The following is a 24,004-nucleotide window of genomic DNA, read 5'->3' as shown; positions in this document are numbered from 1 at the left end:
GGCCGTGCATGCTTTGGCGGGCCGGCTTGGCGCGGATGCCGCCGTCAGCCGATCGCGTGCACGCCGACCAGCAGCAACGCGCCGACGACGATCAGCAGCAACGCATGAATGCGCGTGCCCATCACGCACACGGTCGACCCGACCGCGATCGCCCGCGCGGCCCAGCCGCCGTCGAGCGCGCGCAGCAGCACCCAGACCGACGCGAGGATCATGCCGGCCGCGACCGGGCGCAGGCCGGCTTCGAGTGCGATCTGCCAGCGTGCGCCCTGGTGCCGCCGCCACAGATGCGCGACGCCGTAGATCAGGAACGCGGTCGGCCCGAACAGCGCGAGCGTCGCGATCACCGCGCCCCAGAAGCCCGCCACCTGCCAGCCGATCAGCGTCGCGAGCAGCGAGCCGGGGCCGGGTGCCATCCGCGCGATCGCGAAGTCGTTCACGAACTGCGTGGCCGTCATCCAGTGATGCACGTCGACGACCTGCCGCTGGATGTCGGCGATGATCGCCTGTCCGCCGCCGATCGTCGCGATCGACAGCGGCGCGAATACGCCGAACAGGGCGGCGTAGCGTGACGGGGCAGTCATCGTTCGGCGCTCCCGCCGGTGGCGGCGCCCGCACGGCGGTATTCGAGCGCGACGCTCAGCGTGCCGCCGATCAGCACGGTCCAGACGAGCGGCCAGTGCAGCACCGCCACCGACACGAACGTGAGCGTCGTCACCGCGAACGGCAGCGCGCGGCGCGGCAGCCGGCGCACCGCGGTGATCGCCATCGAGATCGACAGCCCGATCGCCGCGGCGGCCGCGCCCGCGAGTGCGACATGCGTGAGCGGAAAACGCGTGAGCGTCGAGAACGCGACGCCGAACAGCACGATCAGCACGGCCGGCGGTGCGATGATGCCGGTGAAGCCGGCCACCGCGCCGCGCCATCCGGCCAGCCGGTAGCCGATCCAGATTGAGAGGTTCTTCACGTTGACGCCCGGCAGCGCCTGCGACAGCGCGAGGCCGTTGAGGAACGCCTCTTCGTCGAGCCAGCGCCGCTCGTGCACGAAGTCGCGCATCATGCGCCCGCTCAGCCCGCCGCCGAAGCTGGTGAGGCCGATTTGCGCGAACGCGATGAACAGCGCGAGGACGCCGGGGGGCGGGGCAGCGCCGTCGGGCGGCGCGGGTGCGATCGGGGTGGCGGGCGAAGACATCGGACGGACAAGGCGCGGCGGGTGGGCAGTCGCCCATGGTAGCAAGCGGTGCCTGTCAGCACGCTGACATCGGGCCGGCGAGGATGCTTGCGCAACGACGTCGGCGCGCCCGCCGAAACCGGCGCGCGGCTAGGCCCGCACGACCGTCACGCCCGCGGCCTCGATCGGCTCGGTCAGCGCCGCATCGGTTTCCCGTTCGACCACGATGGCCTGTGCGAGCGCGAGCTCGCCGATCACGAACTGCGACGCCGCACGCAACTTGGATTGCGACGCCAGCACGATCGTCTCGCCGGCTCGCGCGGCCAGCGCGCGCTTGATCGCCGCTTCCTCGAAGTCGCCGGTGCTGAGCCCCGCGACCGGATGAACGCCCGTGACGCCCATGAAATACAGGTCGGCGTGGATGCGCGCGATGCCTTCCATCGCCGCGGCGCCCACCGCGACGATCGAATGCTTGTACAACCGTCCGCCGATCAGGATCACGTCGATCGACGGATGCGCGGCCAGCGCGACGGCGACGCTCGGGCTGTGCGTGACGATCGTCGCGCGCAGGTCGGGCGGCAACTGGCTGACGAGCAAGGCCGAGGTCGTGCCGCCGTCGACGATCACGACCTGTCCGGGCGCGATCATCTGCGCGGCGCGGCGTGCGATACGCCGCTTTTCCGCCGTGTCGAGCGTCTCGCGCTGCGCGAACGGCGCGACGGCCGGCGACGCCGGCAGCGCGCCGCCGTGCACGCGTTGCAGCAGGCCTTCGGCCGCCAGCTCGCGCAGGTCGCGGCGCACGGTGTCCTCGGACACGCCGAATTGCGCGCTCAGTTCGACAGCCAGCACCTGGCCGTCGCGGGCGAGCGCGTCGAGGATCGCTTTCTTGCGTTGGGTCGTCAGCATCGTGTTTGCACGAAATTTCTTGAAATTGCACGAATATGCACGTTACCATGAGTGCCATCACTTGTCGAATGGGAGGCCGCCATGGCCGCAACGCGGGACCGCGTCCGCATCGTCGATACGACGGTGCTGTCCGATGACTGGTATGTGCTGAAGAAGGTCACGTTCGATTTCCTGCGCCGCGACGGCACGTGGCAGCGCCTCAGCCGCGAAACCTACGATCGCGGCAACGGCGCGACCATCCTGCTGCGCAACGCGGCGACGGGCGACGTGCTGCTCACGCGGCAGTTCCGGATGCCGGCGTTCGTCAACGGACACGACGGGATGCTGCTCGAAGCCGCCGCGGGCCTGCTCGACGACGCGACGCCCGACGCACGCATCCGTGCCGAGGCCGAAGAGGAAACCGGCTATCGCGTGCGCGGCGTGCGCAAGGTGTTCGAGGCGTTCATGAGCCCGGGCTCGGTGACGGAGAAGCTGCATTTCTTCGTCGGCGAATACGATGCGTCGCTGCGCACGGGCGACGGCGGCGGGATCGCGGAGGAGGGCGAGGATCTCGAGGTCGTCGAGATGCCGCTGCACACGGCGCTGGATGCCGTCGAGCGCGGCGAGATCGTCGACGCGAAGACGATCATGCTGCTGCAGTACGTCGCGCTGCGTGAACCCGCGGGCGGGCGCGCAACGACGGGATGAGGCCGCGGCGCGGCACTCGAACGGGCGTATGATCGCGCGACGCCATTCGTACACCGTTCGACGCTACCGCTGCGCCATCATGCCGATTTCCGATTCGCCCGACTCCATCGGTTCCGCCGATTCCAATGCCGCTGCCGCGCCACTGCCGGCGCATCTGGTCGCGTCCGCCGTCGAGGCGCTCGCGCGGGCCGATGCGCTGCTCGTGACGGCCGGCGCCGGCATCGGCGTCGATTCGGGGCTGCCCGATTTCCGCGGCACGGACGGCTTCTGGCGCGCGTATCCGGCGCTGCGCCACGAGCGTTTCGAATTCCACGAGATCGCGTCGCCGCAGGCGTTCCGCGCGCATCCGCAGCTTGCGTGGGGCTTCTACGGGCACCGTCTCGAACTCTACCGTCGGACGGTGCCGCACGCGGGCTTCGCGATCCTGCGGCGCTGGATGGACGCGATGCCGAACGGCGGCTTCGTGCTGACGAGCAATGTCGACGGCCAGTTCCAGAAGGCCGGCTTCGATCCGGCGCGTGTCGTCGAGATTCACGGTTCGATTCATTCGATGCAATGCCTGCGACCCTGCTCGGACGACACGTGGGACGCCGCGCCGTTCACGCCCGACGTCGACGCAGCCGCGTGTCGGCTGGTCGGCGAGTTGCCGCGCTGCCCGCGGTGCGGCGGCCTCGCGCGGCCGAACATCCTGATGTTCGGCGACCACGGCTGGCTCGGCGAACGCTACGACGCGCAGGAGCGGGCGCTGCACGACTGGATCGCGCAGGCAGGACGGGTGAGCGTCGTCGAGATCGGCGCGGGCACCGCGATTCCGACCGTGCGGCTGCTGAGCGAACGGCTCGGCGCCGACGTGATCCGCATCAACGCACGCGAAGCCCATGCGCGCCGCGCGGACGTGATCGGGCTGAAGGGCGGCGCGCTCGCGACGCTCGCCGCGCTCGACCGCGCGTGGCACGGGGGTTGAACGCCGCACCCCGGTACGGGCTGCGTTCGCCCGTTGCGGTTGGCCGACGAGCGCCTGCACGAGTGCCGGGGCTTGTCGCACGGCACGGCGATTGAACGCCGCACCCCGGCACGGCCTGCGTTCACCCGTTACGGCTGGCCGACGAGCGCCTGCACGAGTGCCGGTGCTTGCGGCGAACCGAGGCCGGTCACGTAGTCGTAGCCGCCCGCGGCGTTGCAGATGCTGCCGCAGCTGCCGTTGGACCCGGTCGTGACGTCGTGATAGTCGCTGCCGTAGGCGTTTTTCCCGACCGTATAGAGCGTGTTGTAGGTACCGCTCAACGGGCTTTTGCCGGCCGCCGCGCGCAGCGAATTCGCGATCGCGACGAGTGCCGACCATTGCGGCGCGCCTGCGCTGGTGCCGCCGACCTGGAACCAGCCCGCCTGCCCCTGGTAGGTGACCGAGTCGTACACCGCGAAACCGCTGGACGGGTTCGCGTCGTAGCTGACGTCGGGCACGCCGCGCTTGCCGGCGACCGGCACCGGCCAGGCGGTCTGGCCGGCCGGTTCGCCCTCGACGGAACTCACGCCGCCGCCGCTGCCGCTCCACGCGGCCTCGCCGACGTAGGCGCCGGATACGTCGGTGGACAACGTCGTGCCGCCCACCGCCACCACGTACGGCGACGCCGCCGGGTACTCGGTGCCGGTGCCGCTGTCGCCGGACGACGCGACGAACGTGACACCCGATACGTTGAAGTGGCTGTCGAAGCCGGTTTCGCTGTTGAACTCGTTGCCGCCGAAGCTCATCGACACGACCGACGCGCCGCGCTTGACCGCGACGTCGACCGCGGCCATCAGGTCGTTGAAGCTGGCCGACGCGGCCTCGACGAGCACGATTCTCGCCTTCGGTGCGATCGCATGCACCCATTCGACGTCGAGCGATATCTCGAGCGCCCAGCCCGAATCGGCCCTGGGCCGCGCGCCGCGTGCATATACCTTGGTGAAGCAGCCGTTCGCCGTGGTGCAGGCCGGCAACGAGAACGCGTTGCTGAACACGCCGAGATCGGACTCGATCCGCGGGTCGTCGTATGCGTCGACGATCGCAACGACCATCCCGTCGCCCTGGTTGGCGATCGTGTCGAATCCGTACGCGTGCCGGGTGAGCGCCGGCGTGAGGCCGGCCACCGTGGCCGTGCTTGCGCGCGGTTTCGTATGGAACGGCGGACGGGCGAATCCCTTGGGTGCACGGGCGCCCTCGACGTAGGGCGGCGGCCCGTTGTCCGCGGCGAGCGCGACGCTCGACGCGAGCAGCGACGCGCACAGCGCCGGTATCAACATGGAAGACAGGCGGATATTGTTCATTCTTCGAATCTCCATGTCGATGGAGTAGCGGGCGAAACAATTCTACGAAATCGGCTGCGTAAATTGCATCGGATATCGAACGAATACGGGAATATCTGATGAGGGTAAATACGTGAAATACCAATGGAATGCGGCGTTCAAGCGCTGGCGTGCCGCCCGACGAAGCTGATCTTTCCGGTATTAAAAATCTGATAAATAATCGACGCCGGTTTGATTTGTAATGTCCGGCGTAATCGATTGGAAAAAATCGATTGCGGCACGGATGCCGGAACAATGAAATGCGTGATGCCGGTGCGACGCGATGCGGGCCCCGTCCGCCGGTCCTCCGGCATTGCCGTCGCGGCGCGATTGCGCATACAGTTCGGCGTAGGCCGCATCCGCGATGCGGGCTCGTCAGCGAGGAGCTCCCTTGTTCTATTCGATGGTCGCGATCTTCGTCGGCGCCGGGCTCGGCGCATTGCTGCGCTGGTTTCTGAGCCTTGCGCTCAACGCGTTCTTTCCCGCCGTGCCGCTCGGCACGCTCGCCGCGAACCTGATCGGCGGCTACGTGATCGGCGTTGCCGCCGTCGTTTTTACCACCCGCGTCGGGCTGCCGCCCGAGTGGCGGCTGTTCGTGATCACCGGCTTCCTCGGCGGCCTCACGACGTTCTCGACCTATTCGGTCGAAGTGATGACGCACGCGGTGCAGGGCGAATTCGGATGGGCGTTCGCGGTGGCTGCCCTACACTTGACTGGATCGTTCACGCTGACGGCGCTCGGCATGTGGACCGCGCGCGCGTGGTTCGCGGCGGCCTGAGCGCGCCGGCACCGGGAGGACGCGATGGACAGGGTCTTCTTGCGCTTCTACGTGCACGAGCAGCACCGGCTGCACTGGAAGCCGCTGTGGGAGTGGTTGCTGGAGGAGGGAAACCGGATGGGGGTCGCGGGCGGTTCGGCGTTTCGCGCGATGGCCGGCTTCGGCCGGCATCGGGTGCTGCACGAGGACCGCTTTTTCGAACTGCAGGGTTCGCTCGCGGTCGAGGTCGAGTTCATCGTCACCGACGACGAGGCGAAGCGGCTGCTCGAGCGCGTGTCGCGCGAGAAAGTGCGCGTGTGCTACGCGATGATTCCGGCGAATTTCGGCGTGATCGACACGCTCGAGGCGCCGCCGGCGCAGGGGCCGGCAGCGTAGCGCGACACGTCGGATCAGATGCCGAAGATCGTCAGCGACACGGCGGCGCGCGTGACGATCATCAGCAGCACCTGCACGATCACGAACAGCAGGATCGGCGACAGGTCGATGCCGCCGAGGTTCGGGATCACACGGCGCAGCGGGTTCAGGAACGGTGCGGTGAGCTGGTAGAGGATCGGCATCGCCGGCGAGCGCGGATTGAGCCACGACAGCAGCGCCATCAGGATCGTCATCCAGATCACGAGATTGAGCGCCCACTTCACGACGGTGAGCAGCGCGACCACGACGAGCGTCGCGATCACCGAGGCCGGGTCGAAGCCGGCCATCACGACCATCAGCACCACATAGACGAGCGCGGTGAGCAGCGCTGCGACGACGCTTGCCCAGTCGATGCCGCGCACGCCCGCGATCACGCGGCGCAGCGGCAGCACGAGCCAGTTGGTCGCCTGCAGCACGGCCTGCGTGACGGGGTTGTACGGCGGCACGCGGACGGCCTGCATCCAGACGCGCAGGATCAGCGCGGCGCCGAACAGCGTGAAGACGGTATTGAGCAGAAAACGGGCGATCTCGCCGAACATCGTTGGCATCCTTTTTATACAGTCGAGTAGCGTGCGGCCGCCAACGCCGGATGGCGGCGCATCGGCCGACACCTTATCACGCCTCGTCCCGCGGCGGGGAGGGGTGCCCGGTCGTGCGCGCGAGCGACGTTTCGACGGCCTGCGTGAGCGCCGGCAGCGCGGCCGGCGGCGCGGCGCGCTTCGCCGCGAGCGCGACCGCGCGGCGGGTCATCAGCGCGTACAGCGTCGCGTGATCGCCGCCGCGCGCCTCGAGCAGCGCGAGCTGACGCTCGACGATGCCGGTGTCGCCGCGCGATACCGGGCCCGCGAGTGCGTTCGCGAGGCCCTTGTCGCGCGCGGTCTCGATCGTGCCGGCGAGCATCGGCAGCAGCGCGCGCAGCGCCGCTTCCTCGTCGAAGCCGAGGCCGCGCCACAGCTCGACCGCCTCCGACAGCCCGCACAGCGCGAAGCTCGCCGCGTAATGGGCGGCCGCGTGATAGAGCATCCGGCCGCCGGCCGGAATCGACAGCGGATGGCAGCCGAGTGCGTCAGCAAGCCGCAGCAGCGTCGCGTGCAGCGCGCCGTCGGCTTCGAGCGTGACCGAGCAGCCGTCGATGCGGGCGAGATCGGCGTCGGTGCCGCCGAACAGGTAGAGCGGATGGAAGCCGCCCGTGGCCACGCCTTGCCGCTTGGCCGGATCGAGCAGCTCGACCGCCGACGCACCGCTGCAGTGGACGAGCGCCTGGCTCGCCGCGCGCGCCGCGTCGAACCGCAACGCCGCGGCGGTCGACGCGAGATGGTCGTCGGGCACGGTGAGGAAGATCAGGTCGGCGGCGTCGACGACCTGCTGCGGCGTGTCGACCGCGCGGCAGCCGTCGATGCGCGCGGCGAGCGCCGTGGCCGATTCCGCCGTGCGGCTCGCGATCGCGACGACCGGAAAGCCGGCCGCCGCGAAACGCAGGGCAAGGCAGCGCGCCAGGCGGCCGGCGCCGATGAAGCCGAGGCGGGGCGTGTCGGGAAGGGACATGGTGGGTCACGAAGCGAAAACGGAGCAGCCGCCAGTATCGCAGGAATGACGGGGCGGCCGCGCAAGGGCGGCGTCGGGCGAGGACGACCTGGAAGACCGCGTGCGACACGGGGTAGCGGTAAATTCGCGCGGCCGTTTTCGCCGCCCGCGACGATCGCGTGATTCGGCCCCGAATCACGCGGGGGCCACATCCCCGTTGAATTGTCGGCGTCTTGTCTCAAATTTGTAATCGTTCATTACGGAAGCGTGCCCGCCGTGCTTGCCGGATCCGGTAAGACTGACCGGACAATGTGTCGCGCTTTCACTGGTCGGACGGAATCACGCGACCGGCAAGCGATGTCAAGGATCCGCAAGGCCACGCCGCACGGTGTTTGCAGCCGGATGGAATTGCAATTTGCAACAAATGCGCGATACGCGCGCGGCGGGTTTTCGCTACATTGCTTGCATGCGACGTGCATGCCCGCCGTTGCCGACAGGAGCGCACAAATTACCGCTCCAGCAGGAGAATCGAAGTGAAAAAGCTCATTCCGTTCATCGCCGCCGCCGCGCTGGGCCTGGGTGCCGCGAGCGCCGCGCAGGCCCACGTGTCGATCGGGGTCGGCATCGGGGTTCCGATCGCACCTGCGTATCCCGTGTATGCGGCGCCGCCGCCCGTGTACTACGCACCGCCGCCCCCGCCCGTGTATTACGCGCCGGCGCCGGCCTACTATGCACCGCCCCCCGTGGTCGTCGGCGGCTACTACGGCCGTCCGTACTGGCGTCACGGTTACGGCGGCTGGGGCCACCACGGCTACTGGCGTCGTTGACGCATTCCGCGCGGCGGCCTGACCGCGCGCGGCAAAACGGCGCAACGTCCCGCGTGGGGCGTTGCGCCGTTTTTCATTGGGCGCGCGATCCGGTGCGCGCCGGTTACGACACGGCGTGCGCGATCAGGTCGCGATAGCCGCCGACGATCACGCTGTACGAGAAATACGCGAACAGCAGCGCCGACGCGACGTGGCATGCGCGCATCAGCCCCGCGCCCGCGCGCTTGCGGCCCTGGCTCGCGAGCGTGCACATGAACAGCGTCCACGCGAGGCCGCCGAGGAAGAAGCCGGACAGGAACACCGACGCCGTGGCCGGCGTGGTCGCGCCGGCTTTCGCGATCAGCGCGCCGCCGACCGCCGCGAACCACAGGATCGCGCTCGGCGACGACATCGCGAGCAGCATCCCGCGCATGAAGCTGCGCCGCGCACTGGCACGCGGCTGCGGCGTGTCGTCCGCATCGCCGTCGTCGGTGCCGCCGGCCGGCGCGAGCGCTTCACGCGCCATCTTCCACGTGAGGAACAGCAGCACCGCACCGCCGCCGATCCAGACGATCCAGCGCACGGTCTCGAACTGCAGCAGCACGGCCATGCCGGCGAGCGCGAGCGCCGCGTAGACGAGGTCGCCGACGCACGAGCCGACGCCGAGCCAGAAGCCGGGCCGGAAGCCGTGCGACAGCGTCAGCGACAGCATCGCGACGTTGACGAGGCCGATGTCGAGACATAGCGAAAGCGACAGGAAGAATCCGTCGGACAGCATCGAGGCGGGAGGAAAGCTCATCGTCGTTCTTGTCGGGTGCGTTCAGCGCGCGGACTTACAGTCCGATCTCCTGCCAGAGGCGGTCGACGCGCGCCTTCACGGCGGCGTCCATCTCGATCGGGCGGCCCCATTCGCGGTTCGTCTCGCCGGGCCACTTGTTGGTCGCGTCGAGCCCCATCTTCGAGCCGAGGCCCGCGACGGGCGACGCGAAATCCAGATAGTCGATCGGCGTGCTGTCGACCATCACGGTGTCGCGCACGGGGTCGACGCGCGTCGTGATCGCCCAGATCACCTCGTTCCAGTCGCGGATGTTCACGTCCTCGTCGACGACCACGATGAACTTCGTATACATGAACTGCCGCAGGAAGCTCCACACGCCGAACATCACGCGCTTCGCATGGCCGGCGTAGCTCTTCTTCATCTGGACGATCGCCATCCGGTAGCTGCAGCCTTCCGGCGGCAGGTAGAAGTCGGTGATCTCGGTGAACTGCTTCTGCAGCAGCGGCACGAACACCTCGTTGAGCGCGACGCCGAGCACGGCCGGCTCGTCGGGCGGCTTGCCCGTATAGGTCGAGTGATAGATCGCGTCGCGACGCATCGTGATGCGCTCGACGGTGAACACCGGGAACCACTCCTGTTCGTTGTAGTAGCCGGTGTGGTCGCCGTACGGGCCTTCGAGCGCATGCTCATAAGCGGCCGACGCGTTGCCGGCCGGCCGCGGCGGTGCGCCGGCCGGGGCGGGGGCGGGCGCGCCTTCCTGCGGATAAATGAAACCTTCGAGCACGATCTCCGCGCGGGCGGGCACCTGCAGCGTGTCGACGCCGGGCGTCAGGCACTTCGCGAGCTCGGTGCGGCTGCCGCGCAGCAGGCCGGCGAACTGATACTCGGACAGCGAATCGGGCACCGGCGTCACCGCGCCGAGCGTCGTGGCCGGATCCGCGCCGAGCACGACCGCGACCGGATATGGCTTGCCGGGGTTCTTCAACGCGAATTCGCGGAAGTCGAGCGCGCCGCCGCGATGCGCGAGCCAGCGCATGATCAGCTTGTTGCGGCCGATCAGCTGCTGGCGATAGATGCCGAGGTTCTGGCGCGGCTTGTTCGGCCCGCGCGTGACCGTGAGGCCCCACGTGACGAGCGGCCCCGCGTCGCCGGGCCAGCAGGTCTGGATCGGCAGCTTGTGCAGGTCGACGTCGGCACCTTCCCAGACGATCTCCTGGCACGGCGGCGACGACACCGATTTCGGCGCCATGTCCCATACGGCCTTCGCGAGCGACAGCAGCTTGCCGGCGTCCTTCAGGCTCTTCGGCGGATCCGGCTCCTTCAGCGCGGACAGCAGCCGCCCGAGGTCGCGCAGCGAGCCGAGCGCGGCGTCGTCGCCGGCATCGACGCCCATCCCGAGCGCGACGCGGCGCGGTGTGCCGAACAGGTTGCCGAGTACCGGGAACGCATTGCCGGGCGGCGCGGCGAACAGCAGCGCCGGGCCGCCGGCGCGCAGCACGCGGTCGCACAGCTCGGTCATTTCGAGCACGGGCGACACGGGTTGCGTGACGCGCCGCAGTTCGCCGAGCGCCTCGAGGCGCTGGATGAAATCGCGTAAGTCTTTGTATTTCATGAACAAGGTCCGGGCCGCCCGCAAGGCGGGCAGCGATGGGCGGGCGCAGCGGCCGGCTGCGGCCCCGAATCGAGCGCAGATTTTACCCGGGCCGCCGCGCGCACGCCCGGGCGGAGAAAAAAGTGGACCGCGCGGAGAGCCCCTACGGCAGGGGGCTTGCGATCTGAAGGGCGGTTCAAAATTACTTTTTGTTATAATTTGAAGGTTTTATAGTGTTGACGATCTATAAAACCCTGCTAGAATCCGCTCACATTGGCTGCAGGGTAAAAGGCTTCGAGCCGCCAATCACCGATCTTTGACGCAGCGCGTCACCGTCCGCCGAAACCTGCACGGCGTATTCGACGGCCTTTGTCGTAGTCCCAGCCAGCGCCACCAGACGCTGGTTTTTTGCGTGGGTGCCACCGCGTATGCCCGCCTCGCCCAATGTGCGAAGGTGCCGGCCGTCTTATACCGTGGCCTCGAACGGTACTTATACCGTTTCCCCGATGCCTGCATGCCCCGACCAAGGCGTGCGGCGTCGTGATTCCGCGGCGCGTTTTCTGTCTCGCCATCGAGCCGAGCGAGTCGCACGAGTCATGTTCATGGGAGATGATCTGAATGAACGCTTGGTTATCGTGGCGTCCCAGTGAGCAGCATGCACAGATCGTGCGCAACATGCTGCGTCGCGGGACGCGTGTCAGTCACCATTTATTCAGCGTCGTCGGCTGTTTCGCCGTCGCGATCGCACTGGCCCTGTGGCTGCTGCCGACCGTGCGCGGGAACCTCGCCGCGAAGCTGATGCCGGTCGTATCCGCGGCCGTGCAGGCCGGTCCGGCCCGTCTGCTGACCGGCCATCCGCTGCCGAACTTCGCGCCCGCCGGCGCGCAGCCGCAGCAGGAAGAGGCTCCCGAGACGGATGCGCTCGCCGTCGGTCTCGACGTGGCACCGGAAACCGCCGCGCAGAGCGATGCGTCCGATCCGGCCCGCAACGGCCCGTCGCCTGTCGCGCTCGCGAAACTGATCCCGTCCCAGCGGGTCCCGGCCGATGCGCGCGACGACCGTGCGCTCGCGTCGAACCGCCAGCAGGCGCTCGTCGCCACCTACCTGTCGCGCCGTTACCGGGTCGCCCAGGAGCCGCTCGGCCAGCTCGTCAAGGCCGCGTTCCAGACCGGCCACGACGTCGGCCTCGATCCGCTGCTGCTGCTGTCCGTGATGGCGATCGAATCGGGCTTCAACCCGTACGCGGAAAGCGGCGTCGGCGCGCAAGGCCTGATGCAGGTCATGTCGAAGGTCCATTCCGACAAGTTCGAATATTTCGGCGGTACCGACACCGCACTGCAGCCGCTCGCGAACCTGCAGGTCGGCGCGCTCGTGCTGAAGGACTGCATCGCCCGCGGCGGCTCGCTTGCGAACGGCCTGCGTCTGTACAACGGCTCGACCAACCCGGACGACACCGTGTACGGCTCGAAGGTCATGGCCGAGCGCGGCCGCCTGCGCGATGTCGCGCACGGCCGCAGCGTGCCGGTCAATGCGCCGCAGGCGCCGGCCCAGCCGTCGAAGCCGATCGTCACCGCGGCCGTGACGGCGGCGGCAGGCAGCACGAAGCGCATGCACGCGACGCTCGACGCAGCGCAGCCGATCGCCGCGAAGGCCGCCGCGGCGCCGAAGGGCGCGCCGCAGCAGGACGACGCAAGCGTCGACACCGCGAAGCAGGCGCACGGCGATCATTCGGAGCTCGGCGCGTAAGTCACGCAACGCCCCGCGGTTCCGGCAGGACTCAAGCAAAAAGGCACCCGTTCGGGTGCCTTTTCGTTTTGGCGTGGACGGTAGCGTCCGGCACGCCGGCCGGGAGGGCCGCTCGGACGTCAGTGCTGGCCGAACAGCGTCGCGAGCCGCTCGACGGCCTCTTCGAGGCGCGAATAGGCGGTCGCATAGGACAGCCGGATATAGTCGCGCGGCGCATGCACGCCGAAATCCATGCCCGGCACCAGCACGACGCCCGCGTCGTGCAGCATCGCCTGCGTGAGCGCCGCGCTGTCGCCGGCCGCCGGATGGGCGACGCCGCCGCAGTGCGCATAGACGTAGAACGCGCCGTCCGGCATCACCGGCACCGTGAAGCCGAGCCGTTCGAGCGCCGGCGCGATGAAGTCGCGGCGACGCTTGAATTCGAGGCGACGCGCCTCGTAGATGTCGAGCGCCGCCGGTTCGAAGCACGCGAGCGCCGCGTGCTGCGCGAGCGTGGACGGGCAGATGAACAGGTTCTGCGACAGCTTTTCGAACGTGCTCACGAGCGCGGGCGGTACGACCAGCCAGCCGAGCCGCCAGCCGGTCATGCTGAAGTACTTCGAGAAGCTGTTGACGGTGACGACATCATCGCCGTATGACAGCGCCGACACGGGCGCCGCATCATAGCTGAGCCCCTGGTAGATCTCGTCGACGATCGTGAAGCCGCCGCGTGCGCGCACGGCTTCGACGATCCGCTTCAGTTCGTCCGGCTCGAGCGACGTGCCGGTCGGGTTCGACGGCGACGCGAGCAGCACGCCGCGCGTGCGGCTGCCCCAGCGCGTGCGGACGTCGTCCGCGGTGAGCTGGAAGCGCGCTTCCGGGCCGCTCGGCACGAGCACCGGGAGGCCTTCGGCCGCCGCGACGAAGTGCCGGTTGCACGGGTACGACGGGTCGGGCATCAGCACCTCGTCGTCGCGGCCCACGAGCGCGAGGCACGCGAGCAGCAGCGCGGCCGACGCGCCGGCCGTCACGACGATCCGCTCGGGGCTGATCGTGAGGCCGTACGCGCGCGCGTAGTGCGCGGCGATCGCTTCGCGCAGCGGCGCGATGCCGAGCGCGCTCGTGTACTGCGTGACGCCGCGGCGCAACGCGGCCGCCGCCGCCTCGACGACGGGCTCCGGTGCGGTGAAGTCCGGCTCGCCGATGCCCATGTGGATAACGTCGCGCCCGGAGGACTCGAGCCGCTGTGCCTCCTTCATCAGTTCCATCACGTAGAAGGGCTGGATCGCGTCGACGCGTGCGGCGAGCGTGACGAGCGAATCGGCAGTGGTATTCATCGGTCGGGCGGAGCGGGGAGGGGAGGGAGAACGAAAAACGGGCGCTCGCGCGCCCGTCTACCTGCGGAATCAGCCGTTGCGGCGCGCCTGCGTTTCGGCGGGGCGCAGCTTCGCGGCGAGCTTGTCGAGCACGCCGTTGACGTACTTGTAGCCGTCGGAGCCGCCGAACGTCTTCGCGAGTTCGACTGCTTCGTTGATGATCACGCGGTACGGCGTTTCGACATGATGCGTGAGCTCGAACGTCGCGATCAGCAGCACGGCGCGTTCGACCGGCGACAGCTGGTCGACCGGACGGTCCAGCGACGGCGTGAGGGCTTCGACGAGCGTCGCATGCTCGCGAATCACGCCGTGCAGGATCGCGTCGAGCAGCTCCTTGTCGGCCTTGTCGTAACCGAGCGCGCCGCGCAGTTGCGCGTCGATCTCGCCGGGGGCCGCGTTCGACAGCAGCCACTGATACAGGCCCTGCGTCGCCAGCTCGCGCGATTGTCGGCGGGCGCTCTTCTTCATGCGCGCTCCTCTTCGTCGTCTTCGTCTTCTTCGTCCTCGTCCTCATCGTCGCCGAGCTGGTCGAGTGCCATCGTCAGGTTGGCCATCTCGACCGCGACGCGCGCGGCGTCACGACCCTTTTCGGTCATGCGCGCGACGGCCTGCTCGTCGTTTTCGGTCGTCAGGACCGCGTTCGCGATCGGCAGGTTGAAGTCGAGGCCGATGCGGGTGATGCCCGCGCCGCTTTCGTTCGACACGAGTTCGAAATGGTACGTCTCGCCGCGGATCACCGCGCCGAGCGCGATCAGTGCGTCGAACTGGCCGCTTTCCGCGAGCTTCTGCAGCGCGAGCGGGATTTCCAGCGCGCCGGGCACCGACACGAGCAGCACGTCTTCACCGGAGACGCCGAGGCGCTCGAGTTCTTCGACGCACGCATCGGCGAGGCCGTTGCAGACGGGTTCGTTGAAGCGGGATTGCACGATGCCGATACGCAGGCCGTCGCCTTCGAGATTCGGTTGGTATTGTCCGATTTCCATGATCTGGTCCGTGGTGTGGATGAACGGTTATAGGGCGAAAGCGTCGTGGCGGGTTACGCGTGGGACGCCGGGCAGGACTTGGCTTCGCCGCCGGGCATCGGAATGAAGCCCGTGACTTCGAGGCCGTAGCCGGACATGCTGCCCAGCTTGCGCGGATTCGACAGCACCTGCATCCTGGCGACGCCGACATCGCGCAGGATCTGCGCGCCGATGCCGAACGTCTTGAAATCGACCGGCCGGCGCTTCAGCGCAGCGGCCTTTTCTTCCTCGTCGAACGCCTTGAAGACGTCGATCAGATGTTCCTTCGTGTCGCCGCAGTTGAGCAGCACGATCACGCCGAGGTCGCGTTCCGCGATGTCGCGCATCGCCGCGTCGAGCGTCCACGAGTGTGTCGAGACGCCCGTCTCGAGCAGGTCGAGGACCGACAGCGGCTCGTGCACGCGCACGGGCGTATCGACGTCGGGCGACGGCGTGCCGCGCACCAGCGCGATGTGCGGCGAGCCGCTCGGCTGGTCGCGGTACAGCACCGCGCGGAACGTGCCGTGCGCGGTCTGCATCGTGCGCTCGGCGATCCGCTCGATGATCGATTCGGTGCGGCTGCGGTACTGGATCAGGTCGGCGATCGTGCCGATCTTCAGGCCGTGTTCCTTCGCGAACTCGAGCAGGTCGGGCAGGCGCGCCATCGTGCCGTCGTCCTTGATGACCTCGCAGATCACCGCGGCCGGCGTGAGCCCGGCGAGCGCGGTGAAGTCGCAGCCGGCCTCGGTGTGGCCGGCGCGCACCAGCACGCCGCCCGGCTGCGCCATGATCGGGAACACGTGGCCCGGCTGCACGATGTGCTCGGGACGGACGTCGTGCGCGACCGCCGTGGCGATCGTATGCGCGCGGTCGGCGGCCGAGATGCCGGTCGTCACGCCTTCGGCCGCTTCGATGCTGACCGTGAACGCGGTGCCGTACTGGGTGCCGTTGCGGTAGGTCATCAGCGGCAGGTGCAACTGCTTGCAGCGTTCCTGCGTCAACGTCAGACAAATCAGGCCGCGGCCGTACTTGGCCATGAAGTTGATCGCTTCCGGCGTGACGAATTCGGCGGCGATCACGAGGTCGCCTTCGTTTTCGCGGTCTTCTTCGTCGACCAGGATCACCATCCGGCCGGCTTTCAACTCCGCGATGATGTCGAGCGTGGAGGCGAGCGTCATAAGGGGGCGAGAAAGAGGAAAGTGCGTATTTTACGCCAGCCGGGCCGCGTTTCGGCTGGCACCGGCTGCGCGCGGCCGGCGAGCGCGCCGAAACGCGGCGCGACCGGCCTGCGAGGCGGGCCTGCCCGGGCCGCCGCGGCCCGCCCGATGTCAGGCAGCCGCAGGCTGGCCGGGGCCCCGCCGTGCGTCACGCGTGGTCGTTGCGGCCGCCGAGGTAGTCGAGCTTGCCGAGTTCGACGCCGCTGTGACGCAGGATGTCGTACGCCGTCGTCACGTGGAAGAAGAAGTTGGGCAGCACGAAGTTCAGCAGGTACGACTGCCCGGTGAACTCGATCGGACCGACACGCATCTTGAGCACGACCTGGCGTTCTTCGCTGCCGTCGATCTGCGCGGCGTCGAAGCCTTTCAGGTAGTCGATCGTCTTCTGGATGCGCGCATGCAGTTCGTCGAACGTCTGCTCGACGTCGGGGAAGCTCGGGATGTCGACGCCGGCGAGCCGGGCGGCGCAACCCTTGGCCGTGTCGGTCGCGATGTACACCTGGCGGACGAGCGGCAGCATGTCCGGATAGAGGCGTGCGCCGATGAACACCGACGGGTCGATTTGCTTCTCGGCCGCATGCGCCTGCGCCTTGCCGAGGATGTGCTGCAGGTTGGTCAGGCCGCGGATCAGGACGGGCAGCGAAGCCTGGTACATCGAGATGGACATGGGGACGACTCCTGGAGGAAAAGGGGCAGCCGGTACGCGGCGCACCGTGCGTCGCGGCGCCGAAAACGCTGCCGTTGCATCTTAGCGCGACGGGATGGCGCGTGCGCGTCGTTGGCCATCAGGCCAGGTGCCGCGCCGAGCCGCCAGCCGCCAATCCCTGCCCAGGGGGCGGAACCGCCGGATCAGTCCTGATGCACGCCCTGCGATGCCGACATCATCCGCTCGACATACCGCGCGATCATGTCGATTTCGAGATTGACCTTGTCGCCGGCCGTCACGTGACGCAGCGTCGTGACCTCGACCGTATGCGGGATCAGGTTGATCGAGAATTCGCAGCCGTCGGCGCGATCGTCGACCGTGTTGACGGTCAGGCTCACGCCGTTGACCGTGATCGAGCCCTTGTACGCCAGATAGCGGCCGAGCTCGCGCGGTGCGACGATGCGCAGCTCGTGCGACTCGCCGACCGGCGCGAAGCGCGTCACGGTACCGAGGCCGTCGACGTGGCCCGACACGATGTGCCCGCCGAGGCGGTCGTGCGCGCGCAGCGCCTTCTCGAGGTTCACTTCGCCGGGTTGCGCGAGCCCGACCGTGCGGTTCAGGCTTTCGCGCGACACGTCGACGTCGAATCCGGTGCCGGTCTTGGCGATCACCGTCATGCACGCACCCTGGATCGCGATGCTGTCGCCGAGCGCGACATCGGCGAGGTCGAGCCCGCCGGCCTGTACGGTCAGCCGCACACCCGCGTCGGGCGACGCGCCGAGCGGGGTGATCGATTCGATGCGGCCGACGGCCGCGACAATTCCGGTAAACATCGTGACGGCTCCGTTCAATGCGTGGCAGGGGGCGGCGCGACACGCGCCAGGATCCGCAGATCGTCGCCGATCCGCTCGACGCTGTGGAACGCGAGCCGCGTGCGGGCGTCGAGGCTCGCCGGTGCGGCGAGGTCGAACATGCCGGCCGCGTCGCTGCCGAGCAGGCTCGGCGCGAGATAGACCAGCAGCTCGTCGACGCACTGCTCGCGCAGCAGCGAGCCGTTCAGCTTGTGGCCGGCCTCGACGTGCAGCTCGTTGACGCCGCGCGCGCCGAGCGCCGCCAGCATCGCGGGCAGGTCGACCTTGCCGTGCGCATTCGCGAGCGGCACGATTTCCGCGCCGCGCGACTTCAGCACGTTCGCGCGCACTTCGCCGGCGGCATCGAGCCGGCCGCAGAAGATCAGCAGCGGCGCGCCTTCGAGCAGGCGCGCATCGAGCGGCAGGTCGAGGCGGCTGTCGACCAGCACGCGCTGCGGCTGGCGCGGCGTGTCGATGCCGCGCACGGTCAGGAGCGGGTTGTCCTCGCGTACGGTGCCGATCCCGGTGAGGATCGCGCACGCGCGCGCGCGCCAGGCGTGGCCGTCGAGGCGCGCGGCCTCGCCGGTGATCCACTGGCTTTCGCCGGACGGCAGCGCGGTGCGTGCATCGAGCGACGCGGCCGTCTTCATCCGCACCCACGGGCGGCCGCGCGTCATACGCGACACGAAGCCGATGTTCAGTTCGCCCGCTTCATGCGCGAGCAGCCCGCAGCGCACGTCGATGCCCGCGTCGCGCAGCATTCCGAGGCCGCGCCCGGACACCTGAGGATTCGGGTCTTCCATCGCCGCGACGACCTTCGCGACGCGCGCGTCGATCAGCGCGTTCGCGCACGGCGGCGTGCGGCCGAAGTGGCTGCACGGCTCGAGCGTCACGTACACGGTGGCGCCGGCGACGTCGTGGCCGCGCGCGCGCGCGTCCTTCAGCGCCTGCACTTCCGCGTGGTCCTGGCCGGCCGGCTGCGTAAAGCCTTCGCCGATCACGTCGCCGTCCTTGACGATCACGCAGCCGACGCGCGGGTTCGGCGCGGTCGTATACATGCCGCGCGCCGCGAGCGTCAGCGCGCGCTGCATGTGGGCGAAATCGGTATCCGAGAACATGCGTGCGGACCCGGGTCAGGCGGCCAGCGCCGCGAACGCGCGGCGCGCGGCCGCGAGCGTCGCGTCGATCACCGCGTCGTCGTGCGTGCTCGACACGAAGCCGGCCTCGTACGCGGACGGCGCGAAGTACACGCCTTCGTCCAGCATCAGGTGGAAGAAGCGGTTGAAGCGCTCGGTGTCGCTCTTCGTGACTTCCGCGAAGCTGGTCGGCACGCGCTCGGCGAAGTACAGGCCGAACATCGCGCCGATCGAGTCGGCCGCGAACGGCACGCCGGCCGCGCGCGCTTCGGCCGCGAGGCCGTCGGCGAGGCGCTTCGTCTGCGCGGTGAGCGCGTCGTAGAAGCCGGGCGCCTGGATCAGCTGCAGCGTCTTCAGGCCCGCGGCGACCGCGATCGGGTTGCCCGACAGCGTGCCGGCCTGGTACACGCCGCCGAGCGGCGCGAGGTGGGCCATGATGTCGCGGCGGCCGCCGAACGCGGCAGCCGGCATCCCGCCGCCGATCACCTTGCCGAGGCAGGTGAGGTCGGCCGCGATCCCGTAGTACGCCTGCGCGCCGCCGAGCGCGACGCGGAAGCCGCACATCACCTCGTCGAAGATCAGCACGGCGCCGTGCTTCGTGCACAGCGCGCGCAGCGCGTTCAGGAACTCGGGCGTGCCGCGCACGAGGTTCATGTTGCCCGCGACGGGCTCGACGATCACCGCGGCGATCTCGTGGCCGAACGCGCCGAACGCTTCTTCCAGCGCGGCGACGTTGTTGTATTCGAGGACGGTCGTGTGCTTCGCGATGTCGGCCGGCACGCCGGCCGACGTCGGGTTGCCGAACGTCAGCAGGCCCGAGCCGGCCTTGACCAGCAGGCTGTCCGCGTGGCCGTGGTAGCAGCCCTCGAACTTGACGATGCGGCTGCGGCCCGTGAAGCCGCGCGCGAGACGCAGCGCGCTCATCGTGGCCTCGGTGCCGCTCGACACCATCCGCACCTGCTCGATCGACGGCACCAGCTTGCAGATTTCCTCGGCGATCTCGATTTCCGCTTCGGTCGGCGCGCCGAACGAGAAGCCGTCGGCGAGCACGTTCTGCACGGCCGACAGCACTTCCGGATGGACGTGGCCGACGATCATCGGGCCCCACGAGCCGATGTAGTCGATGTACTGCTTGCCGTCGGCATCCCAGAAGTACGGGCCTTGCGCGCGCGACACGAAGCGCGGCGTGCCGCCGACCGAACGGAAGGCGCGCACCGGCGAGTTGACGCCGCCCGGGATGGTCTTCTGGGCGCGTTCGAAGAGGATCTGATTGTTGGACATGTGCGAAACCTGCGAGAGAAGGGCGCGGGGGCCTGTGCACGGGCCGCGGCGCCTGAGCGGAACGATCGTCTGATTGTACCGGAGACGCGCCCGGCGGGCCCGCGGCCGGGTCTGCGGCCTTTGCGCGCGTGGGGGATTGGCCGGCGCGAACGGCGCGCGGCCGATCCGGCCCGCTTATCGTGGCGACCGGCGCTTGCCGGTCAGCTCGGCCCAGCGCTTCTCGAGCGGGCCTTCGACCATCGGCTTGATCGACGTGCCGGAGGATTGAGCGTCCCAGGTCTGCACCGAGTACGGATGCGCGCGCAGCGCGTCGCGCGGGATCACGACGTCCTGGTGGGCGTCGACCAGCCAGTCGTAGACGAAATCGATGCACAGCCGGTAGCCGCGCTTCGTCGCCGGGTCGGGCACCTCGTAGGGCGCGCGCGTCACGTAGCCCGAGCCGAACACGCCCTTCGGCTCCTGCGCGACGCGGTGCAGGAACACACGGTCGCCCGGCAGGATGCCGCGCGCGAAGCCGCAGCCCCACACGTCGTGCACGGCATCGCCGGCCTTCACGCGCGCGGCGACGTCGGGCAGCTCGGGCCACGGCCATTTCTTGGGGCTCCAGATCAGCAGGAAGGCGGTCATCGGGTCGGTCGTGCGTCGGATTGATCAGACAAGAGAGGCGGGGAGCAGCAAGCTTAATCGAATCCGCGCGCGGTCTGCCGCGACGCCGGTCATGCGCGCGTGTTCCAGCCTGGCGCGGCAGACCGCGCGCGGCACGCGAAAAAGTTGCGCGTACAATCATGTGCTTGAACGCGCCGCTTGCGGCGTAGCCTCCCGTCTTCACCGCCACGCGTGCCCCGATGCGCGCGGGCCTCCATTGCGGATACCCATGTCCCACGTCGTCCGGCGCCGGCCCGATGCCCGGCTGATCCTGTTGCTCGGTGCTCTCGCCGCCTGCGGGCCGATCGCCACCGACATGTACCTGCCGAGCCTGCCGTCGATCGCCGACGGCTTCTCCGTGAGCCCCGGCGCCGCGCAGCGCACGCTGACGAGCTTCATGGCCGGCTTCTCGATCGGCATGCTGCTGTACGGTCCGCTGTCCGATACGTGGGGCCGCCGGCCCGTGCTGCTCGGCGGCATCGCGCTGTTCACGCTCGCGAGTGTCGGCTGCTTCGTGTCGGGCTCGATCGACATGCTGATCCTCGTGCGCTTCCTGCAGGCGCTCGGCGCGGGCGCCGCGTCGGTGCTCGCCCGTGCGATCGCGCGCGACGCGCACGAGCCGACCGATGCGGCGAAGGTGCTGTCGATGGTCGCGATCGTCACCGCGGTCGGGCCGCTGCTCGCGCCGCTGATCGGCGGCCAGATCCTGCGCTTCGCCGGCTGGCGCGGCGTGTTCGTCGTGCTGGCCGCGTTCGGCGCGCTGTGCGCGGCGACCGCGTACCTGCGCGTGCCCGAAACCTGGCCGAAGGAGCGGCGCAAGAGCACGGCCGTGCTCGCGTCGTTCGCGTCGTACGGGCGCATCCTGTCCGATCCGGTCGCGTGGGGGCACATGCTGTGCGGCGGGATGGCGTTCGCGTCGATGTTCTCCTACATCACCGCGACGCCGTTCGTGTACATCGAGTATTTCCACGTGTCGCCGCAGCATTACGGGCTGCTGTTCGGCCTGAACGTCGTCGGGATCATGATCGGCAACTTCGCGAACACGCGGCTCGTCGGCCGCGTCGGCTCGCTGCGCCTCATCGCGACCGCGTCGCTCGTGAGCTGCGTCGCGTCGCTCGCGGTCGCATTCGTCGCGCTGACGGGACTGGGCGGGCTGTGGTCGATCGTCGTGTGCCTGTTCTTCGTCGTCGGCGTGGTCGGGATCCTGTCCGCGAACTGCACGACCGACCTGATGCACCGCTATCCGCACAACGCGGGTGCGTCGGCGGCCGTGTTCGGCGCGATGCAGCTCGCGCTCGGCGCGCTCGCGAGCATCGCGATCGGCGCACTGGCGGACGGCACGCCGTTCGCGATGGGTGTGACGATCGGCGTCTGCGGCGTGCTGTGTTTCGTCGGGCGTTACCTCGTGCTGCGCTGGCATGGCCGGCCGGTGAAAGCGGGGGCTTGAGCGGTGCGGGAGGATCGGCCTCACCTGGAGCGGTCTGACGAGCGATTATCGAGTCGATAGCTGCGCTTCGGGTTGATGACGAACCGTTTGACCTGAGCGTCGAGTTCCTTGCTGTGGTACAGGTCCAGGCATTTCAAAAAATCGAACCCGACGCCTTTGATTTCGGACTCGACGATCGGATTGCGATAGTCGCGTGCAAGAAAACGATTGACTAGCGATTTGCCCGCGTCGGGATTCCGTTCAAGATCGAAGTACGTCCAGTCCATCAGCGCACTCGCGCTGCATCCCGCGTCCATCGCAGCGGACGGTTCATTCCGATACGCGGTCGCGACACACTCGGCGAGCACCATGTCCTTGTAATTCTGGGCGTAGGTTCGGGCGCTGGCTTGTGGCGACGATGTCGTATCTGTTGCATGGCCCGATTGTGCCGCCAACGTCAGTGCCAAAAATATCACACGCTGGAACAGCGGATTTTGTCTCATGGCAGGCTCCAGACGCGTGCACAGATCCAACACATCGCCTAAAAAATAAACCGGTCTATTTGGCGAGGTACGATCAGCGCGGCAGACTTTCCAAGCGCTGATTGTTCCACTCTCCATCCAAAATAGCCTGATAGAGCATGCCTAGAGTCAGTGGCACTTTGTCATATTTTTCTCGGCGTTTTCTGGAGAAAGCCATCCGCGCCACTTCAATCAAGCTGAAGCCCTCTCCTGAGAAGTAGCGATTGAACTCAAAATCTCCAACTTGCACCGGAAACTTATCGAAGAAGCTCTCCATAAACTCGATCGCATCGTCGCCAGTGATATCCAAATCACCCTCGATGGCATGACCTTTTGTGAGAATTTTTTGGGGACTAACACCGGCCTCCCTTCTCACAAAATCCTGAAACTCGTTCCATGTAAATTGGCTCATCAGAACACCTTGTCCTCAGGCTTAACAAGCGCGTTATAGCGCGACACGGAACGAATGCTGATCATCGTGACATCGTTGGCAGCAATGACCCAGCCAACGACAGGAACCGCGCGCCCAACGAAAACCCCGATGTTTCTCACCAGAATGAACCTCAAGCGCTTAACGCTGGCGTTGGTCAGCGTTGGGAGGATCTTCTTCTTCAAATCGTAGTCCAGATACTTGCGACTCAATATCGACGCAACAGAAGTACCCGGCGTGGTACCAAAAGGCTTTGCTCGTGTTGGCATCCAATTTTGACCGGCCACAATGGCAACCACCGCTGCTACATCGTCAACACCAAGCTCCTTGCATGTCTCATCGACAAAGACAAGGAAAAACAGCTCCATCGGCGTGAGATCTCGATGTGTACCAAAGGCATAGGTATTGTTCATTATAGTATTCCTCTCTCAGGCTATCGACGAGGCTGAAACCTCGAAGAGAACGATCCCCTGCCTATCGTCTCGGGTGCTGCCTCCCAGCGAAGGCGGGGGATTTGATCACTTCTGCTTTGCCCGATCGCTGGATATTGGTGGCCACGTTGCCCCCAATCGTTCGCGCAACTTTCTCCGTGGAATTTATCGGCGCATAAATGCGCATTGCTGCTGCCCATGCGGCTGAAAAGCGTGGTCTAGGCATATCCCTCTCCGCAAACTGGATGAACGTGATGCTGTCGATGCCAATCGGGGTTCTGCGAGAAACGCGTCATTTCTCGCGTCGAACCGGGATGGCCGCATCACGGGGAGCGAAGGAAGTT

At 67.9% G+C, this 24,004-nt stretch carries 28 protein-coding genes; 7 read left to right on the top strand and 21 right to left on the bottom strand.

What is annotated here, in order from left to right:
• Positions 1–44 precede the first annotated feature (44 nt).
• The 3 genes from DIE17_RS25195 to DIE17_RS25185 all read right to left on the bottom strand — a co-directional run bounded on the left by DIE17_RS25195 (position 45) and on the right by DIE17_RS25185 (position 2,074).
• A complete protein-coding gene (locus DIE17_RS25195; protein WP_124521610.1) occupies positions 45–581 on the bottom strand; it encodes a chromate transporter in 537 nt (178 codons plus the stop codon).
• Positions 578–1,189, bottom strand: a complete 612-nt coding sequence (locus DIE17_RS25190) for a chromate transporter (RefSeq protein ID WP_124521619.1) — start codon at positions 1,187–1,189, stop codon at positions 578–580. The genes DIE17_RS25195 and DIE17_RS25190 overlap by 4 nt, the downstream gene beginning before the upstream one ends.
• A gap of 129 nt (positions 1,190–1,318) precedes the next feature.
• Positions 1,319–2,074: a DeoR/GlpR family DNA-binding transcription regulator gene (locus DIE17_RS25185; protein WP_044846306.1), complete on the bottom strand. Its 756-nt coding sequence runs from the start codon at positions 2,072–2,074 to the stop codon at positions 1,319–1,321.
• A gap of 81 nt (positions 2,075–2,155) precedes the next feature.
• Between DIE17_RS25185 and DIE17_RS25180 the strand changes: the two genes are divergently transcribed.
• Both DIE17_RS25180 and DIE17_RS25175 read left to right on the top strand, forming a co-directional pair.
• Positions 2,156–2,761 (top strand): NUDIX domain-containing protein, encoded by a 606-nt coding sequence (locus DIE17_RS25180; protein WP_124522144.1) that lies wholly within the window; start codon positions 2,156–2,158, stop codon positions 2,759–2,761.
• A 79-nt stretch (positions 2,762–2,840) separates the two neighbouring features.
• Positions 2,841–3,725 carry an SIR2 family NAD-dependent protein deacylase gene (locus tag DIE17_RS25175; protein ID WP_124521621.1) on the top strand — a complete coding sequence of 295 codons (885 nt, stop codon included), beginning with the start codon at positions 2,841–2,843 and terminating at the stop codon, positions 3,723–3,725.
• Between the two features lie 128 nt (positions 3,726–3,853).
• On the opposite strand, the gene DIE17_RS25170 is transcribed toward DIE17_RS25175, so the two are convergent.
• Positions 3,854–5,065 (bottom strand): S53 family peptidase, encoded by a 1,212-nt coding sequence (locus DIE17_RS25170; RefSeq protein WP_124521623.1) that lies wholly within the window; start codon positions 5,063–5,065, stop codon positions 3,854–3,856.
• 137 nt (positions 5,066–5,202) lie between these two features.
• Positions 5,203–5,421 carry a hypothetical protein gene (locus tag DIE17_RS25165; RefSeq protein ID WP_124521625.1) on the bottom strand — a complete coding sequence of 73 codons (219 nt, stop codon included), beginning with the start codon at positions 5,419–5,421 and terminating at the stop codon, positions 5,203–5,205.
• Positions 5,422–5,474: 53 nt separating this feature from the next.
• Between DIE17_RS25165 and crcB the strand changes: the two genes are divergently transcribed.
• The gene (crcB, locus tag DIE17_RS25160; protein ID WP_044846234.1) at positions 5,475–5,861 is read left to right on the top strand and encodes a fluoride efflux transporter CrcB; all 387 of its coding nucleotides are present in this window, start codon (positions 5,475–5,477) and stop codon (positions 5,859–5,861) included.
• A gap of 24 nt (positions 5,862–5,885) precedes the next feature.
• Complete coding sequence (locus DIE17_RS25155; protein ID WP_124521627.1) at positions 5,886–6,236, top strand: DUF190 domain-containing protein; 351 nt, start codon at positions 5,886–5,888, stop codon at positions 6,234–6,236.
• A 14-nt stretch (positions 6,237–6,250) separates the two neighbouring features.
• Here DIE17_RS25155 and DIE17_RS25150 read toward each other — a convergent pair whose 3' ends face one another.
• Together DIE17_RS25150 and DIE17_RS25145 are read right to left on the bottom strand one after the other, a co-directional pair.
• Entirely contained in the window at positions 6,251–6,814 is a 564-nt protein-coding gene (locus DIE17_RS25150; protein ID WP_044846232.1) for a YggT family protein, read from the bottom strand.
• 76 nt (positions 6,815–6,890) lie between these two features.
• Positions 6,891–7,820 carry a Rossmann-like and DUF2520 domain-containing protein gene (locus DIE17_RS25145; protein WP_124521629.1) on the bottom strand — a complete coding sequence of 310 codons (930 nt, stop codon included), beginning with the start codon at positions 7,818–7,820 and terminating at the stop codon, positions 6,891–6,893.
• Positions 7,821–8,332: 512 nt separating this feature from the next.
• Here DIE17_RS25145 and DIE17_RS25135 point away from each other — a divergent pair.
• On the top strand, positions 8,333–8,626 hold the full coding sequence (locus DIE17_RS25135) for a hypothetical protein (RefSeq protein WP_044846230.1): 294 nt from the start codon (positions 8,333–8,335) through the stop codon (positions 8,624–8,626).
• Between the two features lie 103 nt (positions 8,627–8,729).
• On the opposite strand, the gene DIE17_RS25130 is transcribed toward DIE17_RS25135, so the two are convergent.
• Both DIE17_RS25130 and DIE17_RS25125 read right to left on the bottom strand, forming a co-directional pair.
• Positions 8,730–9,404, bottom strand: coding sequence for a LysE family translocator (locus DIE17_RS25130; RefSeq protein WP_124487761.1), 675 nt, complete (start codon positions 9,402–9,404; stop codon positions 8,730–8,732).
• 34 nt (positions 9,405–9,438) lie between these two features.
• Entirely contained in the window at positions 9,439–10,995 is a 1,557-nt protein-coding gene (locus DIE17_RS25125) for a UbiD family decarboxylase (RefSeq protein WP_124487762.1), read from the bottom strand.
• Positions 10,996–11,592: 597 nt separating this feature from the next.
• Between DIE17_RS25125 and DIE17_RS25120 the strand changes: the two genes are divergently transcribed.
• Positions 11,593–12,720, top strand: a complete 1,128-nt coding sequence (locus tag DIE17_RS25120; protein WP_124521631.1) for a lytic transglycosylase domain-containing protein — start codon at positions 11,593–11,595, stop codon at positions 12,718–12,720.
• A 119-nt stretch (positions 12,721–12,839) separates the two neighbouring features.
• On the opposite strand, the gene DIE17_RS25115 is transcribed toward DIE17_RS25120, so the two are convergent.
• The 9 genes from DIE17_RS25115 to DIE17_RS25075 all read right to left on the bottom strand — a co-directional run bounded on the left by DIE17_RS25115 (position 12,840) and on the right by DIE17_RS25075 (position 20,834).
• Positions 12,840–14,036, bottom strand: coding sequence for a pyridoxal phosphate-dependent aminotransferase (locus tag DIE17_RS25115; protein ID WP_124521633.1), 1,197 nt, complete (start codon positions 14,034–14,036; stop codon positions 12,840–12,842).
• 69 nt (positions 14,037–14,105) lie between these two features.
• Positions 14,106–14,543 (bottom strand): transcription antitermination factor NusB, encoded by a 438-nt coding sequence (nusB, locus tag DIE17_RS25110; RefSeq protein ID WP_044846225.1) that lies wholly within the window; start codon positions 14,541–14,543, stop codon positions 14,106–14,108.
• On the bottom strand, positions 14,540–15,058 hold the full coding sequence (ribH, locus tag DIE17_RS25105) for a 6,7-dimethyl-8-ribityllumazine synthase (protein ID WP_124521635.1): 519 nt from the start codon (positions 15,056–15,058) through the stop codon (positions 14,540–14,542). Before ribH ends, nusB begins: the two co-directional genes overlap by 4 nt.
• Before the next feature lie 53 nt (positions 15,059–15,111).
• A complete protein-coding gene (gene ribBA, locus DIE17_RS25100; RefSeq protein WP_044846224.1) occupies positions 15,112–16,254 on the bottom strand; it encodes a bifunctional 3,4-dihydroxy-2-butanone-4-phosphate synthase/GTP cyclohydrolase II in 1,143 nt (380 codons plus the stop codon).
• Between the two features lie 187 nt (positions 16,255–16,441).
• Positions 16,442–16,960, bottom strand: a complete 519-nt coding sequence (locus tag DIE17_RS25095; RefSeq protein ID WP_124487766.1) for a DUF1993 family protein — start codon at positions 16,958–16,960, stop codon at positions 16,442–16,444.
• A 182-nt stretch (positions 16,961–17,142) separates the two neighbouring features.
• Positions 17,143–17,772: a riboflavin synthase gene (locus DIE17_RS25090; protein ID WP_124521637.1), complete on the bottom strand. Its 630-nt coding sequence runs from the start codon at positions 17,770–17,772 to the stop codon at positions 17,143–17,145.
• A 14-nt stretch (positions 17,773–17,786) separates the two neighbouring features.
• Positions 17,787–18,908: a bifunctional diaminohydroxyphosphoribosylaminopyrimidine deaminase/5-amino-6-(5-phosphoribosylamino)uracil reductase RibD gene (ribD, locus tag DIE17_RS25085; protein ID WP_124487768.1), complete on the bottom strand. Its 1,122-nt coding sequence runs from the start codon at positions 18,906–18,908 to the stop codon at positions 17,787–17,789.
• A 15-nt stretch (positions 18,909–18,923) separates the two neighbouring features.
• Positions 18,924–20,207 (bottom strand): glutamate-1-semialdehyde 2,1-aminomutase, encoded by a 1,284-nt coding sequence (gene hemL, locus DIE17_RS25080; RefSeq protein WP_124487769.1) that lies wholly within the window; start codon positions 20,205–20,207, stop codon positions 18,924–18,926.
• A gap of 174 nt (positions 20,208–20,381) precedes the next feature.
• A complete protein-coding gene (locus DIE17_RS25075; protein ID WP_124487770.1) occupies positions 20,382–20,834 on the bottom strand; it encodes a hypothetical protein in 453 nt (150 codons plus the stop codon).
• 247 nt (positions 20,835–21,081) lie between these two features.
• Here DIE17_RS25075 and DIE17_RS25070 point away from each other — a divergent pair, with 247 nt between their 5' ends.
• Positions 21,082–22,299, top strand: a complete 1,218-nt coding sequence (locus DIE17_RS25070; RefSeq protein ID WP_124487771.1) for a Bcr/CflA family multidrug efflux MFS transporter — start codon at positions 21,082–21,084, stop codon at positions 22,297–22,299.
• 20 nt (positions 22,300–22,319) lie between these two features.
• Here DIE17_RS25070 and DIE17_RS25065 read toward each other — a convergent pair whose 3' ends face one another.
• From DIE17_RS25065 to DIE17_RS25055, 3 genes are all read right to left on the bottom strand, one after another.
• Positions 22,320–22,781, bottom strand: a complete 462-nt coding sequence (locus DIE17_RS25065; protein ID WP_124487772.1) for a type VI secretion system amidase immunity protein Tai4 — start codon at positions 22,779–22,781, stop codon at positions 22,320–22,322.
• A 73-nt stretch (positions 22,782–22,854) separates the two neighbouring features.
• The gene (locus DIE17_RS25060) at positions 22,855–23,211 is read right to left on the bottom strand and encodes a DUF1493 family protein (RefSeq protein WP_124521639.1); all 357 of its coding nucleotides are present in this window, start codon (positions 23,209–23,211) and stop codon (positions 22,855–22,857) included.
• On the bottom strand, positions 23,211–23,642 hold the full coding sequence (locus tag DIE17_RS25055; RefSeq protein WP_124487774.1) for an STM2901 family protein: 432 nt from the start codon (positions 23,640–23,642) through the stop codon (positions 23,211–23,213). Before DIE17_RS25055 ends, DIE17_RS25060 begins: the two co-directional genes overlap by 1 nt.
• Positions 23,643–24,004 lie beyond the last annotated feature (362 nt).

Origin of the sequence: Burkholderia sp. Bp9099 (genome assembly GCF_003857805.1) — a bacterium.
Taxonomy (GTDB): Bacteria; Pseudomonadota; Gammaproteobacteria; order Burkholderiales; family Burkholderiaceae; genus Burkholderia.
The sequence above is the reverse complement of the archived record's forward strand: the minus strand, read 5'-3'. Positions and strand labels throughout refer to the sequence as shown.

Bases quoted from the DNA above. Each gene is read 5' to 3' on its own strand.
- DIE17_RS25195 (WP_124521610.1), bottom strand. From the start codon at position 581: ATGACTGCCCCGTCACGCTACGCCGCCCTGTTCGGCGTATTCGCGCCG.
- DIE17_RS25190 (WP_124521619.1), bottom strand. From the start codon at position 1,189: ATGTCTTCGCCCGCCACCCCGATCGCACCCGCGCCGCCCGACGGCGCT.
- DIE17_RS25185 (WP_044846306.1), bottom strand. From the start codon at position 2,074: ATGCTGACGACCCAACGCAAGAAAGCGATCCTCGACGCGCTCGCCCGC.
- DIE17_RS25180 (WP_124522144.1), top strand. From the start codon at position 2,156: ATGGCCGCAACGCGGGACCGCGTCCGCATCGTCGATACGACGGTGCTG.
- DIE17_RS25175 (WP_124521621.1), top strand. From the start codon at position 2,841: ATGCCGATTTCCGATTCGCCCGACTCCATCGGTTCCGCCGATTCCAAT.
- DIE17_RS25170 (WP_124521623.1), bottom strand. From the start codon at position 5,065: ATGAACAATATCCGCCTGTCTTCCATGTTGATACCGGCGCTGTGCGCG.
- DIE17_RS25165 (WP_124521625.1), bottom strand. From the start codon at position 5,421: ATGCGCAATCGCGCCGCGACGGCAATGCCGGAGGACCGGCGGACGGGG.
- DIE17_RS25155 (WP_124521627.1), top strand. From the start codon at position 5,886: ATGGACAGGGTCTTCTTGCGCTTCTACGTGCACGAGCAGCACCGGCTG.
- DIE17_RS25150 (WP_044846232.1), bottom strand. From the start codon at position 6,814: ATGTTCGGCGAGATCGCCCGTTTTCTGCTCAATACCGTCTTCACGCTG.
- DIE17_RS25145 (WP_124521629.1), bottom strand. From the start codon at position 7,820: ATGTCCCTTCCCGACACGCCCCGCCTCGGCTTCATCGGCGCCGGCCGC.
- DIE17_RS25130 (WP_124487761.1), bottom strand. From the start codon at position 9,404: ATGAGCTTTCCTCCCGCCTCGATGCTGTCCGACGGATTCTTCCTGTCG.
- DIE17_RS25125 (WP_124487762.1), bottom strand. From the start codon at position 10,995: ATGAAATACAAAGACTTACGCGATTTCATCCAGCGCCTCGAGGCGCTC.
- DIE17_RS25120 (WP_124521631.1), top strand. From the start codon at position 11,593: ATGAACGCTTGGTTATCGTGGCGTCCCAGTGAGCAGCATGCACAGATC.
- DIE17_RS25115 (WP_124521633.1), bottom strand. From the start codon at position 14,036: ATGAATACCACTGCCGATTCGCTCGTCACGCTCGCCGCACGCGTCGAC.
- nusB (WP_044846225.1), bottom strand. From the start codon at position 14,543: ATGAAGAAGAGCGCCCGCCGACAATCGCGCGAGCTGGCGACGCAGGGC.
- ribH (WP_124521635.1), bottom strand. From the start codon at position 15,058: ATGGAAATCGGACAATACCAACCGAATCTCGAAGGCGACGGCCTGCGT.
- ribBA (WP_044846224.1), bottom strand. From the start codon at position 16,254: ATGACGCTCGCCTCCACGCTCGACATCATCGCGGAGTTGAAAGCCGGC.
- DIE17_RS25095 (WP_124487766.1), bottom strand. From the start codon at position 16,960: ATGTCCATCTCGATGTACCAGGCTTCGCTGCCCGTCCTGATCCGCGGC.
- DIE17_RS25090 (WP_124521637.1), bottom strand. From the start codon at position 17,772: ATGTTTACCGGAATTGTCGCGGCCGTCGGCCGCATCGAATCGATCACC.
- ribD (WP_124487768.1), bottom strand. From the start codon at position 18,908: ATGTTCTCGGATACCGATTTCGCCCACATGCAGCGCGCGCTGACGCTC.
- hemL (WP_124487769.1), bottom strand. From the start codon at position 20,207: ATGTCCAACAATCAGATCCTCTTCGAACGCGCCCAGAAGACCATCCCG.
- DIE17_RS25075 (WP_124487770.1), bottom strand. From the start codon at position 20,834: ATGACCGCCTTCCTGCTGATCTGGAGCCCCAAGAAATGGCCGTGGCCC.
- DIE17_RS25070 (WP_124487771.1), top strand. From the start codon at position 21,082: ATGTCCCACGTCGTCCGGCGCCGGCCCGATGCCCGGCTGATCCTGTTG.
- DIE17_RS25065 (WP_124487772.1), bottom strand. From the start codon at position 22,781: ATGAGACAAAATCCGCTGTTCCAGCGTGTGATATTTTTGGCACTGACG.
- DIE17_RS25060 (WP_124521639.1), bottom strand. From the start codon at position 23,211: ATGAGCCAATTTACATGGAACGAGTTTCAGGATTTTGTGAGAAGGGAG.
- DIE17_RS25055 (WP_124487774.1), bottom strand. From the start codon at position 23,642: ATGAACAATACCTATGCCTTTGGTACACATCGAGATCTCACGCCGATG.